The sequence below is a fragment of the Halorussus salinisoli genome, from assembly GCA_005239435.1.
GTDB classification, from domain to species: Archaea; Halobacteriota; Halobacteria; order Halobacteriales; family Haladaptataceae; genus Halorussus; species Halorussus salinisoli.
The window spans coordinates 1-15969 of sequence record SZNP01000009.1; the positions used below are offsets into that span (position 1 = coordinate 1).

Here is a 15969-nt window from a genome sequence, read left to right on the forward strand (position 1 = left end):
CCCTTATCGCACTGTCGTGCAGTGTAAAGTTTTCGCGCCTGCTGCGCCCCGTAGGGCCCGGAATCTTGTCTCAGATTCCGTCTCCGGGCTCTTGCTCTCACAACCCGTACCGATTATCGGCACGGTGAGCCGTTACCTCACCGTCTACCTAATCGGCCGCAGCCACATCCTATAGCGCCGTAGCGTTTCTGACTCCCCTCACTCCAGAGTGAGAGTCGTATCCAACATTAGCCTCAGTTTCCCGAGGTTATACTGGTCTATAGGGTAGTTTGGCCACGTGTTACTGAGCTATCTGCCACGGGTCTAAACCCGTGCGACTAGCATGGCTAAATCGAACTCCGATAGCAATGGCCTCCGGCAGGATCAACCGGAATGGTTGCCGGGCGCAAAGGCCCGGTGGGTTTCTGGCGGAGACACTGTATCGTGTCTATCTTCTAGGTCCGTCAGTTCGACGACACTGGTCGTGTGACCAACCGAGTATCACCGAACTACCAGGGCTAACATCAGATTCCATCGTGTACGGCGGACCGCAGGGGTGGAATCCTCATTGGTGTGAGCGGCGGACGAATCGAACGCCCGACCATCACGTCGAATCTTTCTTCGGATTCAGTAGTAGGGGAGTACCCTACATAAGCGTTCCGAATCTCGGGCATCCCGTTTGCGTCGAACCACGGGACGCCGCTTACATCATTACGAATGCCCCGGACTAATTTAAGCCCGTCGAATCGAACGTCCATTGAGGCACGGTTACATAGAGGTGCGTTCCCGTACGTCGCAATGGGTGGTTACTGACGAAATAGCTAGCCGGGACGAGCTGCGCCACTGAAGTTGGAGAGGCCCGTTCTCGACGACCATCGAGCCGTTGTCCGCGCGTATCGTCTCGAAAACAGCTTCAACCTGGGCATGCGAGCGCGCTCGCGTACGCGCAAACTAAAACAACGGATTAGCGACAGCATACCGATCCAGCGACGGGTTGTGGAGTACCGACAGACGAACGAGTGTCTCCGAATCGGTGCGACGCACGCCGCGCCGTCCGGAGACACCGCCAGATACCGTCGGAATACGCTCGTCGGGGTCGACCTCGGCTCAGTCAGTAGTCGCCGAGGACGCCGAGTCGCCGAGCGCGGCGAGTGGTGTACTCGAAGACCGCGTACCCCAACAGCACGTAGCCGACCGCGGTTCCCACGAGTATCGTCACGTCACCGGGCGGGAACTCCCAGAGGTGAGTCCCATCGACCATCGCCCGCTGGAGCAGCGAACTTCCGAGCGCGAGCGGGAGGAACTTCGTCCAGCCGAGTTCGAAGGCCGGTGCGGAGATGAGTACGACGAACCCGAACTGGAGGAGATTGAGCCAGTTGCCGATGCGTTTGTAGAGTACCGTGACGCCACCAGCCGCGAACCCCAGCCCCAGCACCGAAGCGACGCTGAGAACGGCAACCGGAACGACGGTCAGCACGTCGATTTGGAGCGTCGTCCCGGTCACGACCAACATCACGGCGAGGATGATCGCAGAAGTGACGAACGTCCGAACCAGTTTGGCGACTCCCTTGACGAAGGCGACGGGAGCGAACCCGAACGGCGTCATGACGTGGCGTTCGAGCGTACCCCACTGGACCTCGCTCCCGATGTCGTTCGAGATGGCCGAGTACGCACCGACCGAGAGCGTCCACAGGAAGTACCCGACGATGATTCCTTCGATGGAGTCGGTCAGCGCTTGGCCGGCCAGCATCCGACCGCCGTAGAACAGCAGTCCGAAGAAGAAAAGCGAGATTACGATACCGCCGACCGCGTTGGCTGGATAGCGAACGAAGACGAGATACTCCCGGTAGAGGACCGCTCGCGCGAGTTGCAGGTATCCCGCCCGCCGCGACTCGTCGGTCATCGCGGCTCCCCGCCCGTCATCTCGACGAAGACGTCCTCCAAGTCCGCCTCGACGGTGTTGACCGCGTCGAGCGTCACGTCGTGGCCGTGGAGGTACTCCGTCAGCGCGTAGAACTCGTCGCTGTCGGCCGCTACCTCGACGCGGGTCCGCTCGCCGAACCGGTCAACGTCGGTGACGTCGAACCGGTCGCGGACTCCGGCCAGTAGCCCCTCGTCGAGGTCGGAGCTAGTGATACGGTAGCCCCGGGTGTCGAAGTCGTGGAGGAGGTTCGCAACGGTGTCGTCGGCGACGACTCGCCCGTCGTTCATGATGACGACCCGGTCGCAGACGTCTTCGAGGACGTCCATGTCGTGGCTGCTCACGACCACGGTCAGGTTGCGCTCCGCGACGATTCGGCGGAGCTCCCGGCGGAGCGTCAGCGAACTCTCGACGTCGAGTCCGAGGGTCGGCTCGTCGAGGAAGACGACGTCCGCCTCGCTGGCGAGGACGCTGGCCAACGAGACCTTCTGTTTCATGCCGCGCGAGAGGCTTCGGACCGGTTCGTCGGCCTTCTCCGCGAGGTCGAGTTTGTCGAGCAGTCGGTCGTGGCGGTCGGCTATCGAGTCCGGGTGCACCCCGCTGATGGTCGAAAAGTACCGGAGGTTCTCCCGGACGGTCAACCGCCAGTAGTCGTTGCGGGCACCCTCCAACATCGCGTCTACGTGGGCGTAAGCCTCGCGCGGGTTCGCGTAGACGTCGATACCGTGAATCCGGACGCTCCCCGCGTCCGGCAGTACCATCCCCAGAATCGACTTGATGGTGGTCGTCTTGCCCGCACCGTTGGGACCCAACAGGCCGACGACCGACCCCGTCTCCACCGCGACCGACACGTCGTCGACCGCAGTGACCGCCTCGGCACCGCTTCCGAACTGCTTGCGGAGTCCTTCGACCGCGATTGCGGCCGGTGGCTCCTCGCTGTCTGTGACGCGCGCCGTCTCGGCGGACTGCCCGCGCCGTTCCCGATTCTCCTGAATCGTCATTACACGCGGTAGGGGCCTGAGGAGTAAAAGCACAGTCACCGACTGTCGACGACGGATTTTCGCCGTGAACTCCTCGAAGTACCGAAAATGTACGCCCGGAACACTAACCTCCAGCGTCATCCCGAGGCTGCGTACCGCGTCTGCTGGCAAACCCTCGTGCCGGGCGGACGCTGTCGCCAGCGCCGAACGTCGAACCGGTAGAACCGGCGGACGGTCACGTTGGGGCGTGACTAACCACTGATCTGTCGCGTACCCGGGTTCTCCGCGCGGTCATCGCTCCCGAGTGGGATTGCTCGGGCGGGGACTTGAGGTACGCACTCGTCGGTTGGCGCTCGCGAGGATTAAGGGTTTCCACGACGTCGGCGGGTCGAGATACACGAAAAGACGACGCCGCGAGTAACGTCGAGTTTCCCCGATTTAGCACCGGATTCCTCGGAGAAAGCCGACAGTATTTGACGCTTCTCGGCACCCCCTAATCGTTTAGGTACCGTGCTTTTTGTGCCGGAGTGTTCAGTAGGCATCGTATGATGAATACGGACGCTCCGGACGTGACCGACAACCACGCTGGAGAGGGCCGTGGCATCTCCCCGACGCTCGACGCCACGCTCGACCTACTCTCTAGCCGCCGTCGGCGGTACGTGCTCTACTACCTCCGAGAGCAGGGTGGTGCGGTAACGCTCGAAGAACTCGCCGAGCAGATTACTTCGTGGGAGAGCGAAGCAGACGACCACGGTTCGCCGAGCACTCAACCGTCGATCGACGACCCACCCGACTACCAGCGGGTTCTCGCCGACCTCCATCACACCCAACTCCCCCGCTTGGACGACGCAGACGCCGTCACGTTCGACGCCGAAGACGGCTACGTGTCGCTCGCCAGCGACGACAACGCTCCGCTCGTGGAGTATCTCGACCTCGCCGCCAGCGAGGAGCGCGTCGTCTGAGGTCCCGCGACGCAACTGACCCGGCGGACGCGTGGCGAAACTGTCATCCATCTCCCCGTCCACTTCGGCCCTCGCAGTCCCCACGACGCCGATGGCCCGTGCCGACGTACTCTCCGCCGTCTCCTCTTTCTGCTTCTCGGCCGCGGCCGCTACAGGCCCGTCACCTCGCCGACGCTCTCGGTGACGTCCTCGTCGGCCCGCCAGAGGTAGAGGCTGGCGTAACTCCGATAGGGTGCCCACCGTCCGGCACGCTCGACCATCTCCGAGCGCGTGAGGTCGGCGTCGAAGAGGGCGTCCATCCCCTTGCGAATGCCGAGGTCGCCGACCGGGAACACGTCCGGACGGCCGAGCGAGAACATGAGTTGCATCTTCGCGGTCCACGTCCCGACGCCCTTGATGGACGTGAGCTCGGGCAAAACCTCCTCGTCGGACATGTCGGCGAAATACGCCAGCGAGTACCCCTTCTCCACGAACGCCTCGGCCACGTTACGGACGTACTCCGTCTTCTGGCGCGAGAGTCCGGCGTCCCGGAGAACCTGTGGGTCTGCGGCGAGGATTCCCTCCGGCGTCACCTCCACCGCGTCGAAGAGTCGCTCGCGGGTCGCCGCGGCCGACGCCATCGACACCTGCTGGCGCAGGATGGAGGTCACGAATCGCGGGTAGAAGTTCTCGGCCGGTTCGATGGTCATCGGGCCGTACTCGGCGACCAGCGGACCGAGATGGGCGTCCTCTCGGAGCGCGGCGATGGCTTCGTCGGTCATTCGGCGGGCGTAGGGACTGGAGATAGATTAGCGTGTGGCTTGCGAACCGTGGCGAGGCGACGACCCCCGAGCCGCTCAGGCGGCCACGACGTCGTAGAACGACTCGGCCACCCGCGGGAACACCGCCACCGAGAGCGCGCCGACGAGGAACGCGAACGCGGTGCCCGCCAGCGGCGACCAGGCCGACCCGAGCGCTCGCCCGCCGTAGGCCGCCAGCGCCAGCGTCCCGTTGTAGTAGCCGAGTCGGAGTGCAATCAGCCACGGCGTCATCGCCACCCATCCGGGCGCGTCGGTGGCCAGCGGCGTGACCCACCCGCCGCGAATCAGCGCCGCGCCGCCGACCATCGTCAGCCACGCGACCAGCGCGAACGCCTTGAGACCGAACCACTCGCTGGCCTCGGCCATCAGCAGGACGGAGAGAATCGGGATACTCAGGACCGAGACGTCGGCGAACGTGTAGGTCACGTCGTCGAGGAACACGCCGACGCGGTCCTTCTCGGCGACTTCGCCCTCTCCCCATCCGGACCACGACTGCCGCCGCCGACTCTCGGCCGGGCGAGTCTGTCTGGCGGGACGAGTCCGTTTCCGTCCGGCAGGACGAGGTTGTTCGGCCCGACGGTCGGTCATCGTAGCCGGGCAGACGACGGCTATCGGCAAAAAGATGCGGTGTCGGACGCTCTATCCGTGAACGCGTGCGAGGGACTGGACGAGCAACGAGCTACTGCTCGCGTCGACGAAACGGAGGGACTCGTCCGTCCGCAACGGCAGACCGACAGCAAAACGAAGTCGTCGGTTTACTCCTCCTCTTCTTCGGTCTCTTCCTCGGCGTCCACGCGCTTCTGGACGTTCACCTGATAGTGCTTCAGGATGTCGCGCCCGAGCAAGACCGGGTAGTCCATGTGGCTTCGGTCCTCTATGCTCGCCGTGACCGTGTGTCGGTTCCCGCCGACGCCCACCACCACGTCCACGACCGGCCGGGACCTGCTGGACTTACTGCTCCCGGACTTGACGCGGGCGATGCTCTTGATGGGGCCGGCACCGATTTCGGCAGCGAGTTTGGTGTCGATGCTGGTCCGGGTCGCGCCCGTGTCGGACTTGGCGACCACGGTTTCCGAGCCGCTGGTGCCGCTCAGGATGACTTCCTCGGTGTAGCCGATGACGATGGGTTCGCCGGCGGTCGTGTCCTTCGGTCGGGGTTTACAGGCGGGCACCGAATCGTCCAGCGAGGCGGTCAGGTCCTCGACCCTCGCTTCGTCTACGGTGCCACCGGCGTGCTCGATAGCCAACTGAGCGATGTACGGAGCGGCGCTCCGACCGGTCGCCTTGAATAGACCCTTGAACCCCGCGGTCGGGTTGACTTCGAGGACGTACCACCCGTCGTGGCCCTCGATGAGGTCCACGCCCGCGCAGTCGAGTCCGATGGTGTCGGCGGCGTCGCGCGCGATGTCTGCCACCTCCCGCGGGAGGTCGTCGGTCGCGTCCTCCACGGCACCGCCGAGCGCCACGTTGGTCCGCCAGTCGTTGTCCGGCGCGTAGCGGTTCATCGCGCCGACGATGCGGTCGCCGACGACGTACACCCGGAGGTCCCGGTGTTCGCCCTCGTCGCGCTCGATGAGTTCCTGCAGGAAGGCCTGCCGGTCGCCGACTCGCGGGTTGACGAGTTCGTCCGGGCCGACCTTCCACGTCCCGCCGCCGTGGGTCCCGATGGCGGTCTTGTACACCGCCTCCTCGCCGAAGTCGTCACGGCCGTCGTTGAGGCGGTCGTTCGACAGCGCGAGCAGGGCGTCGGGAACCGGCAGACCGTCGTCGGCCAGCGCGGTCGCGGCCGAGAACTTATGGATGGCCGTCATGACCGAACTCGGGTCGTTGAGAACCGGCAACACCGAGTCGTAGATCTTTGCGAGTCCGAGTGCTTCCGAGGGCTGCTCGGTGTTCGACAGCAACAACCGATTCGTCACGACGTCCACGTCGGGTTCGAGGTGAACCTCCCCGTCCCGAACCCGAACCGCCGTGTTCTCCTCCCGAAGCCAGAAGGGTTCGTGACCGAGGTCCTCGATTGCGTTAAGAATCGCTTTGGTTTCCTTGCTGTTGTGAAGACTGAGTACACCGACCCGCACACCTGACCCGTCTACAGTCATCTGTATGTGACTCTTGTACGGCGTTCCTTAAAAAGGGGGACATCGAAGAGCGTCGGAAAATCGATACCGCGCTATCTGCCACGCCTTTATATATAGCCGGGACCGAGTGGGTGGTATGACCGGTTCGGACGCAGACCCGGACGCATTTACTTACAACGGCGGAATCGTCGAACCGGGAGAGACCCAGAACATCCGGTACGGCATCAGCGAAACGTATCTGGGGGACCCGGTTCGCATTCCCGTCACTATCGTCAACGGCGCCGAACCCGGGCCGACGGTGTTCCTCTCGGCGGCGGCCCACGGCGACGAACTCAACGGTATCGAAGTCGTGCGAGAAGTCGCCCACGAGTGGAACCACGACGACCTCCGCGGAACGCTGGTCTGTCTCCCCGTGCTGAACGTCCCCGGCTTTCTCGCCCAGGAGCGCTACCTCCCCATCTACGACCGTGACCTGAATCGGTCGTTCCCCGGCCGCGAGGGTTCGACCAGCGCCAAGCGAATGGCCTACCAGATATTCCGGAACTTCCTCGCACCCTGCGACGTAGGGCTAGACTTCCACACGTCCACGCGCGGGCGAACGAACATGCTACACGTTCGGGGCGACATGAACAACTCCGAAGTGGCCCGCCTCGCCAAGGCGTTCGGGTCGAACGTCATCATCTCCTCGGAGGGACCGACGGGAGCGCTCCGCCGGGAGGCAACCGACTACGGCATCCCGACCATCACCATCGAGATGGGCGAGGCCCACCGCTTCCAACGGGAGTTCATCGACCGCGGCCTCGAAGGCGTCGAGAGCGTCCTCTCGGAGTACGGCGTCCACCGCACCAAGTCGGTGAAGTGGCCGGGGTGGCGGACCGTCATCGACGACGCCAAGGAGAAGACGTGGATTCGGGCCGACGCGGGCGGACTGGTGGACATGCACCACGACCGCGGGTCGCTGGTCTACGAGGGCGACACTATCTGTACCATCACCAACCCGTTCAAGACCGACAGCGAACCCGTCGTAGCGCCCTTCACCGGCCTGCTGGTCGGAGTGCTGGAGAACCCGGTCGTCTACCCCGGTAACCCGCTGTGTCACATGGTGGAACTCTCGGCCAAGACGCGGAAGGCGCTCAAGCGCGACCGCGCCAGAAACTCCCCGAAATCGAACGACGAGACTGCGCCGCCGCCCGAGAGCAGGTAGGGTTTCGCCGCTACTACCGCAGGTCTCTCCGTCTTTCTCGTTCGCATATATTACTATATAGCTTATTATTAGAATCGATAATTATAGGGATATTTTTATATTATCTCAGTCTGCTTCTCATATTCGCATCATGGTAGGAAAAGAAAATGAGGAGTCGAACTTGGATAAAACGCGACGAAGCATCATCAAAGGCTCCGCGACACTGGGCGCACTCGGAGTCGGACCGAGCGTCGGGGTTGCGGGCGAAACGCCGAGTAGCGCAGGAGACGGAGACGAGCAAGCGGGTCAGCCGGTAGACCCACACGAGGGCGGCGGGAGCGGGAACGATGCCGGTACGATGATCGACGCCGACGGGAGCAGCCAATCGGTCCTCGTCGTCAAGGACTGCAACCCGTGGTACGCGGCGGCCAACGAGTACGTTCTCAGCCAGATGGACGTCCCCTATACGGTCATCAACTCGGACATGCTGGCCGACGAGGACCTCGACGGCTACTCCGCCGTCGTGTTCCCCTCGACTCAGTCCGAGAGCTACTACCGCCGACTCTCGAACAACAGCGGAAAAATCGAGCGGTACGTCGAAAACGGCGGGACGGTCGTCGGCCACATCGGTGACGGTGGCTACCCCTGCTACGGTGGGTACACCGGTTCGTTCCTGCCCAAGGGCGTGGGCCACACCCTAGAGTACTACGACAACATGAGCGTCGTGGACGATTCTCACCCGGTTCTGGACGGCATCAGTCCTGGCGCGCTTGATGGGTGGAACTACTCGACGCACGGATACCTGACGAACGTGCCCGGCGATGCCACTGTGGCCTACGGCGTCTCGGGGAATCCGACCGACCGACCAACCTTCGTCGAGTACGACCACGGAAGCGGACGCGTCCTAGCTACGACCCAGACCATGGAGTGGCCGTTCTATCAGTCTAGCTACGGGACGCGCCAGCTTCTAAAGAACGAACTCGCCTACGCGCTCGAGGGTGGACGGTCCCCGACCGGGACCGGGTTACAGAAACTCGCCGACGAGAAACTCGCACTCGCGGAGTCCATCGACGGTATCGCCCAGAACATCGAAGAGAAGCCGCAAGTCGAAGCCACGCTCGAATCGCTCACGGACCGAGTAGACGAGGGGAGTCTCTCGGAAGCCGAGGCCGAGGACGCCATCAAACGAATGCTCCTCGGAGAGAACGTGACGGAGGCCACGCTCACCGCAATCGGGCCCGCAGGTGACGACGGTGAGTACGACCCTTCAGACCACGACCTCGAAATCGACACGCCCGGGGGAATCGGGGCATACGACACGGCCAAGGTCGCGGTGGACGGCGCGGTAGCGATACTGGTCAGCCTCCTCCTGAGCAAGCAGGGAGTCAAGCGGTTGCGGCGAATTCTCCCGGGTTGGGCGACCGACAAGATCTCGGGTGCGATGAAGTGGATCAAGAACGGCATCGAGAACCTCATCTCCGCCGCACTCGGCGCGTTCGAGACGGTCGTGCGGAGGGTCCGTGATGGTGCCTACACGATCTCGGACACATTGGAGGACGTGCTTCAGGAAGGTGGCAAAAAGAGCGCGGACGTCGCCGTGTCGAAACTCTTCGGCAAGTTACCGGAGGTGAACTCCGGACTCGCTGGCATCCTCACCGGTATCTTCGAGACCGAGACCCCCGACAGCCTCGACGGCGCGCTCGACGACCTCGACGCCGACCTCGGTGGAGACGGCACTATCGACGCTTCCGGGAGTTTCGAGGACGCAGTTGCCGAGGCACAGAACGGTCTCGACGAAATCGAGGACCGAGCGGAAGGTGCGAAGGAAGCCAGCGACTTCATCGGAAAAGTCGGGTTCTTCATCGACATCATGGAGGTCATCGGATACGCGCTCGCGGTGACGGGCGTGCTGGCCATCGGGACCGCCGCCATCGAACTCACTGCACTGATCGTGAACACGCTGTTCAACCTCACCCAAGTGCTGGTGGGCGTAGGCACGGTCGAGGACATAGTGGACGTTCAGAACGAGACCTTAGACGGCGTCGTCTCGCCGGGGGGTGTCTAAACCATGCCGAGCGAATCCGTAACCGAGACTCTTGAAGACCTGAAAGCGGGCGTCGAGGCGTCAGACACGACCGCAGTCAAGGACGCCGTGGACGAACTGCAAGCCGAGTACGACCGAATAGAGACCTCCGAACAGGTGTTGCTTCAGCAAGCGGTCGCGGCCCGCGACAAGACGTCGCTGTCGCGCGAACGCCGCCAGACACTCGACTCGCTCGCCCGCACGACCGCGAGCGTGTCGCTCCCGCGTTCGAGTATCCTGACGTTCGGAGCCTATTACGTCACGGCGCCCGAGCAGGTAGACGACTCACGGATCATCGAGACCGCAGATACGTTGGCCGACGAGGAATCGACGCTGGTGGAGCACGCGGAGCAGGCCGAACCGATCGTCGAGGACGTGGCGATTCCGCCGACGCTGGCGTTCACCGAACTCGTCGCACCGGACGCCGCTCAGCCGAAGGGGCCGACGTTCGGCATAGACGTAACGGTCCAGAACGTCGGCGACGAGACCACCGAATCCGTCGCAGTGTCGGCCGCAAGTGACCTTCCGCTGTCGCCGAGAAGTGCCGATTTCGGGGCGCTCGCTCCCGATACGACTGCTGGCGCCACGTTCGAAGCGAGCGCGGCTACCGCCGGGACCTTCACCGTCGAGTTGAGTGCCGAAGGGGACGACGCCGACACCGTCTCCGAGTCCGTCGAAGTCACGGTACTCGACAAAGCGGGGTACGTCGACCGGATTCGGGAGGATCTCGACGGAGCCATGCAGACGCTCGGCGAGGCAGGTCTCCCCCGCGGGACCGCGAAAGGCGTTGAATCGAAACTTGAAGCCGCGATTCGGAAGGTGGACGACGCCGAGCGATTCGTCGAGCGCGGGAAGGCCAAACAGGCCAACAACATGCTCACTGCGGCCGCGAACGTTCTCGGAGCGGCGCTCAATCAGCTCGACGCAGGTAGTAATGGCAACGGAAACGGTGGCGGACGCGGTAACGGAACCGGTGGCAGAAACGGTAACGATGACCGCGAACCCGGACTCGTGTTCGGTGTGGTCGAGAGCCTCATCGACGAGATAGCCACCGCCAAGACGGCCGAACTGTAGCTGTATTCTCCAGAAGATTTATTAAATTCTTTTCGATATACTCACGTAGTGATGTTCGACGCCTTCGTGGGCTTGCTCGAAGACGCCGTCCACGTCCTGGTACTCCTCTTCGGAGTCGGATTCGTCTGGCAGGCGGCGACGCTCGTCTCACACCAGCGAACACTCAGCAGGTTAGAGACCAACCAGACGGGAGCCGTCGAGGGTGGACTGGTCGCCGTCGAGGGCGAAGTACGCGGCCCTGTCGAGGACGGATTAGTGTCGCCGATTCGTCGGGAAAACGGCGTCCTCGCCAAGTGGGCGGTCAAAGAGTACGCGGGTCACGAGGCGGGTACCGGCGGCGGGTGGACCGAGTTCGGTTCGGGGTACGAGACGGTCCCCTTCGTGGTCGACGACGGGTCGGGACCGGTCGTCGTCGAGATCGACGGCGAGGAGTCGCTCAGAAAGTTGGAGATCGACCTGGAGGAGTTCGAAGACGACCCCGCGCTGGAACTGGACGTTACCGAACGTCCCCCGAAACACGTCCGCGAGTTCCTCGCGACTCACGACGTGCGCGAGCAACAATCCGAGACGAGCGTTCCGACCTCGGAAGACGGCGACGAGCAGGGTGACCGGCGCTACTACGAGACGGTCCTCGACTCCGGCGACGAAGTCTACGTCGTCGGAAACGCGACGAGATACGCCGACACCGACTCGGCTGCGACGGCGGTTCTCTCGCCGTCTGCGGACGGGTCCGGGACGTTCTACCTCACGGACCGAGGTCGGTCGGCGGTTCTCCGGGGGCGAATCGCCCGCGCGACCCTGATGGGCGTCTTGGGCGTCCTGCTCGTGTGGTACGAGTTGGGGCGGTTCGCTCCCGGCGTTCAGTTCGTTCAGTTCTGAGGTATCTCGTGGGACGTCTGCGTTCTCTAAGACGGCGGTAGGTAGAAACTTCTATTTGCCCACAGTCCAACCTCCCGAACGGACAAGTATGAGTCAATCGTACAATCGAGGCCTCGTCGAAGACTTCGGCCGGTGGCGGGAGTTCACGGCCGGGATGTGGGCCTGGATACTTCACAAGTTCACCGGATGGGTACTCGTCGGCTATCTGTTTACGCACATCGCCGTGTTGAGTACCGCAACCTCCGGTGCGAACGCGTACACCGACACGATTCAGGGACTCGAAAGCCTGCTCGTCGTCCGGGTCATGGAGGTCGGCCTGCTGGCGGTCGCCGTCTTCCACATTCTGAACGGGGTCCGCCTGCTGTTCGTTGACCTCGGACTCGGGCTCGAATCGCAGGACAAGAGCTTCTACGCGTCGTTGGTCGTTACGGGCGTCATCGTGCTGGCAAGTATCCCGACGTTCCTCGAGGGGGCGTTCTGAGATGGCCGAGCGTTACTCCTCGTTCCAGAGCGGGAGTCTCTCGTGGCTCCTCCAACGAGTCACGGCGGCGTTTCTAGTCGTGGTGCTGGCGTTCCACTTCTTCCTCCTGCACTTCGTCAACCACGCGTCCGAGGTGACGTTCGCCGGGACCACCGCCCGCATGGAGCAGTGGGGTTACCTCGTCACGATGGTCCTGTTCCTGCTGACCGCGACGTTCCACGGCGTCAACGGCGTCTACGCCGCGCTACTGAATCAGGGCCTGACGGGCACGAAGAAGACCGTGGTGAAAGGCGTCCTCGCTATCGCCGGCCTCGCGCTGGCCGCACAGGGGACCTACCTCGCGCTCGTCATGTCCGGAGTGATGTAACATGAGCACGCAAGTACCAGAAGAAGAAGAGCAAGCCGAGAGTGTAGAACAGGAGACCGAGACGGCGGTCGAACAGGAAGAACCGTCGTACGGCGACCAGCGTCGCTCCCAGCGGGACGCCCAACGCCAGCAGTCGGTGTCGGGCGCACCCGCTGACGTAGAGGGCGAAACCTTCCAGCTGAAGGTGTTCCGCTACGACCCCGAGGTCGAGGGCAAGATGGAACCGCGGTTCGACGACTTCGCCATCCCCCGCAAGAAGGGGATGACGGTCCTCGACGCGCTCATCTACGCCCGCGACCGGTACGACACCACCCTCACCTTCCGACACTCCTGCCGACAGGCGGTGTGTGGCTCCGACGCCCTGTTCATCAACGGCCGACAGCGACTCGGCTGTCAGACCCAGATTTCGGACCTCGAAGCCCCGGTCCGAGTCGAACCGCTGCCCCATCAGGACGTGCTGAAGGACCTCGTCGTGGACATGGAACACTTCTACGACCAGATGCACGCGGTCGAGCCGTTCTTCCAGCCCGAAGAGGAGTCGGACGGCGAACTCGAGGAGTATCGCCAGACCCGCGAGAACCGCGAGAAGATCAAGATGTCCACGCGGTGCATCTGGTGCGGAGCCTGCATGTCCTCGTGTAACATCGCGGCCGGGGACAACCAGTATCTCGGTCCGGCGGCCATCAACAAGGCCTATCGGTTCGCCATGGACGAGCGCGAAGGCGAGAACATGAAGGAGCACAGGCTCAACGTGATGGACCAAGAACACGGCGTCTGGCGGTGCCAGACCCAGTTCTCGTGTACGAACGTCTGTCCGAAGGACATCCCGCTGACCGAGCACATCCAGGAGCTCAAGCGAGAAGCAGTCAAGCAGAACCTCAAATTCTGGTAATCAGGTGAACATTTAGCAACTATGCACGAACACGACGTTCTGGTAATCGGCGGCGGCGGTGCCGGACTCCGTGCGGCCATCGCGGCCCACGAGGAAGGCGCGGACGTGGCTATCGTCACGAAGCTTCACCCCGTACGGAGCCACACCGGCGCAGCCGAAGGCGGCATCAACGCGGCGCTCCGCGAGGGCGACGACTGGGAACTCCACGCCTACGACACGATGAAGGGGTCGGACTACCTCGGCGACGCTCCCGCAATCGAGACCCTCGCGCAGGACAGCCCCGAGGAGACCATCCAACTCGAAAACTGGGGGATGCCGTTCTCCCGGGAGGACGACGGCCGGGTCTCCCAGCGACCGTTCGGCGGACTATCCTTCGCCCGGACGACCTACGCCGGGGCCGAGACTGGCCACCACATGCTCCACACGATGTACGAGCAGGTGGTCAAGCGAGGGATTCAGGTCTACGACGAGTGGTACGTCTCGAATCTCGCAGTGACCGACCACGACGACCCCGCGGACCGCGAGTGTCACGGCGTCGTCGCTTACGACATCAAGACCGGCCAGGTCGAGGGCTTCAAGGCCCGAAACGGGGTCGTCCTCGCCACCGGAGGCACCGGACAGGTGTACGACCACACCACCAACGCGGTGGCGAACACCGGCGACGGCGCGGCGATGGCCTACCGCGCGGGCGTCCCGCTCGAAGACATGGAGTTCGTCCAGTTCCACCCGACCACGCTCCCCTCGACGGGGGTCCTCATCTCCGAAGGCGTCCGCGGTGAGGGTGGTATCCTCTACAACAGCGAGGGCGAGCGGTTCATGTTCGAGTACGGCTACGCCAACAACGCCGGGGAACTGGCCTCCCGCGACGTGGTCGCGCGCGCGGAACTCACGGAAGTCAACGCGGGCCGCGGCGTCGAGGACGAGTACGTCTACCTCGACATGCGCCACCTCGGCGAGGAGCGCATCACCGACCGACTGGAGAACATCCTCCACCTCGCGCGTGACTTCGAGGGCGTGGACGGCCTCGAAGAGCCGATGCCGGTCAAGCCCGGCCAGCACTACGAGATGGGCGGTATCGAGACCGACGAGAACGGCGAGACGCTCATCGACGGTCTCTACGCCGCGGGCGAGTGCGCCTGCGTCTCGGTCCACGGGTCGAACCGCCTCGGCGGTAACGCCCTGCCGGAACTCATCGTCTTCGGTGCTCGCGCTGGCCGACACGCCGCGGGCGCAGACATGGGCGAAGCCGAGATTACGACGGGCAAGACGGCCGAAATCGAGGAAGAGGACGGTCTCGACACGCCGGTCGAACCCGGCGCGGTCTCCTCCGCCGACGAGGAGGACACGGTCGCCGACGGTGGCGCGGCAGTCGTCGAACCCGACGAGACGGTCCGCCACACGGTCGAGCGCGAGCGAACCCGCATCGAGGAACTGATGGAGAAAGACGACGGCATCCAACACGCCGAACTCCGCGAGGACCTCCAGAAGTCGATGACGGCGAACGTCAACGTCTTCCGGAACGAGGAGGGCCTCAAACAGGCGCTCGAAGACATCCGCGAGGTCCGCGAGGCGTATCAGGACGTGTACGTCAACGACCCCTCGCGCACGTTCAACACCGACCTCATCCACACCATCGAGACCCGAAACCTCATCGACCTCGCCGAGGCCATCACGCTCGGCGCGCTGGCCCGCGACGAGTTCCGCGGTGCCCACTGGCGACAGGCCCACCAGGAGCGCAAGGACGACGAGTGGCTCAAGCACACGATGCTCTCGTGGAACGACGGCACGCCGGAACTCTGGTACAAGCCGGTCATCCTCGAAGGCGAGAGCAAGACCTACGAACCGAAGGAACGCTCGTACTGAACGGTCTCTTTCCGCGCAGCGTTTTCCTGCGGTCGCTCGCCGACCGACTTTCGCTCTCGGGTGTTGCTACTCGACTTACCGACTCGGGCGTAGTGACTCCTCCAACCCGACGTGCGGTTGGCGCGCCACAAGTGGCGCGCCAACCGCGTGGGGTCGCCGGGAGTGGAGGCTTGCAGAGCGAAGCAAGGCCCGGAAGAGGCGGGTGGTCTTCCGGTGCGACCGACGGCTCGCAGGAAGTGCAGTCGCGGTGCCGTGTAGTGCGGTCCTCGTTTGTTCGAGCGGTAGCTAGCTGTCCCGGCCGTCTCGACTCTCGCGAGTTTCGTCCCTCCGCCGACCAGTTCACGGTTCGGGGTCGTACCTCGAAGTGAATGGCTCGGCCCTCTCGGGGTAGTCGGACTGGCGGTCCCGCAGTGCGCGCTACTGCTCT

General features: G+C 63.7%; 14 protein-coding genes and 1 rRNA gene. 9 read left to right on the forward strand and 6 right to left on the reverse strand.

The genetic code is table 11. The features are described from left to right. The 3 genes from E2484_RS21215 to E2484_RS21225 form a co-directional block, all read right to left on the reverse strand. A 16S ribosomal RNA gene (locus tag E2484_RS21215) occupies nucleotides 1-374 on the reverse strand; the annotation flags it as partial. A gap of 716 nt (nucleotides 375-1090) precedes the next feature. Then, a complete protein-coding gene (locus E2484_RS21220) occupies nucleotides 1091-1882 on the reverse strand; it encodes an ABC transporter permease (RefSeq protein ID WP_137287196.1) in 792 nt (263 codons plus the stop codon). After that, nucleotides 1879-2901, reverse strand: coding sequence for an ABC transporter ATP-binding protein (locus tag E2484_RS21225; RefSeq protein ID WP_137287197.1), 1023 nt, complete (start codon nucleotides 2899-2901; stop codon nucleotides 1879-1881). The genes E2484_RS21220 and E2484_RS21225 overlap by 4 nt, the downstream gene beginning before the upstream one ends. 524 nt (nucleotides 2902-3425) lie before the next feature. Between E2484_RS21225 and E2484_RS21230 the strand changes: the two genes are divergently transcribed. After that, nucleotides 3426-3842 carry a DUF7344 domain-containing protein gene (locus E2484_RS21230; RefSeq protein ID WP_137287198.1) on the forward strand — a complete coding sequence of 139 codons (417 nt, stop codon included), beginning with the start codon at nucleotides 3426-3428 and terminating at the stop codon, nucleotides 3840-3842. A gap of 149 nt (nucleotides 3843-3991) precedes the next feature. On the opposite strand, the gene E2484_RS21235 is transcribed toward E2484_RS21230, so the two are convergent. From E2484_RS21235 to E2484_RS21245, 3 genes are all read right to left on the reverse strand, one after another. Then, nucleotides 3992-4603: a DNA-3-methyladenine glycosylase family protein gene (locus E2484_RS21235; protein WP_137287199.1), complete on the reverse strand. Its 612-nt coding sequence runs from the start codon at nucleotides 4601-4603 to the stop codon at nucleotides 3992-3994. A gap of 75 nt (nucleotides 4604-4678) precedes the next feature. After that, nucleotides 4679-5230 (reverse strand): hypothetical protein, encoded by a 552-nt coding sequence (locus E2484_RS21240; RefSeq protein WP_137287200.1) that lies wholly within the window; start codon nucleotides 5228-5230, stop codon nucleotides 4679-4681. A gap of 167 nt (nucleotides 5231-5397) precedes the next feature. Then, on the reverse strand, nucleotides 5398-6741 hold the full coding sequence (locus E2484_RS21245) for an ATP-grasp domain-containing protein (protein WP_137287201.1): 1344 nt from the start codon (nucleotides 6739-6741) through the stop codon (nucleotides 5398-5400). 115 nt (nucleotides 6742-6856) lie between these two features. On the opposite strand from E2484_RS21245, the gene E2484_RS21250 reads away from it, so the two are divergent. The 8 genes from E2484_RS21250 to E2484_RS21285 all read left to right on the forward strand — a co-directional run bounded on the left by E2484_RS21250 (nucleotide 6857) and on the right by E2484_RS21285 (nucleotide 15542). Continuing rightward, entirely contained in the window at nucleotides 6857-7924 is a 1068-nt protein-coding gene (locus tag E2484_RS21250; protein WP_137287202.1) for a succinylglutamate desuccinylase/aspartoacylase family protein, read from the forward strand. A gap of 130 nt (nucleotides 7925-8054) precedes the next feature. Then, the gene (locus tag E2484_RS21255) at nucleotides 8055-9968 is read left to right on the forward strand and encodes a ThuA domain-containing protein (protein ID WP_137287203.1); all 1914 of its coding nucleotides are present in this window, start codon (nucleotides 8055-8057) and stop codon (nucleotides 9966-9968) included. 3 nt (nucleotides 9969-9971) lie between these two features. Beyond that, a complete protein-coding gene (locus E2484_RS21260; protein WP_137287204.1) occupies nucleotides 9972-11060 on the forward strand; it encodes a COG1361 family protein in 1089 nt (362 codons plus the stop codon). A 51-nt stretch (nucleotides 11061-11111) separates the two neighbouring features. Further along, on the forward strand, nucleotides 11112-11939 hold the full coding sequence (locus tag E2484_RS21265; protein WP_170977453.1) for a GIDE domain-containing protein: 828 nt from the start codon (nucleotides 11112-11114) through the stop codon (nucleotides 11937-11939). Nucleotides 11940-12027: 88 nt separating this feature from the next. Continuing rightward, a complete protein-coding gene (gene sdhC, locus E2484_RS21270; RefSeq protein ID WP_137287206.1) occupies nucleotides 12028-12420 on the forward strand; it encodes a succinate dehydrogenase, cytochrome b556 subunit in 393 nt (130 codons plus the stop codon). Nucleotide 12421: 1 nt separating this feature from the next. Beyond that, on the forward strand, nucleotides 12422-12787 hold the full coding sequence (locus E2484_RS21275) for a succinate dehydrogenase/fumarate reductase transmembrane subunit (RefSeq protein WP_137287207.1): 366 nt from the start codon (nucleotides 12422-12424) through the stop codon (nucleotides 12785-12787). A gap of 1 nt (nucleotide 12788) precedes the next feature. Then, nucleotides 12789-13679 (forward strand): succinate dehydrogenase/fumarate reductase iron-sulfur subunit, encoded by an 891-nt coding sequence (locus tag E2484_RS21280; RefSeq protein WP_137287208.1) that lies wholly within the window; start codon nucleotides 12789-12791, stop codon nucleotides 13677-13679. A gap of 21 nt (nucleotides 13680-13700) precedes the next feature. Further along, nucleotides 13701-15542, forward strand: coding sequence for an FAD-binding protein (locus E2484_RS21285; protein ID WP_137287209.1), 1842 nt, complete (start codon nucleotides 13701-13703; stop codon nucleotides 15540-15542). Nucleotides 15543-15969: the final 427 nt, after the last annotated feature.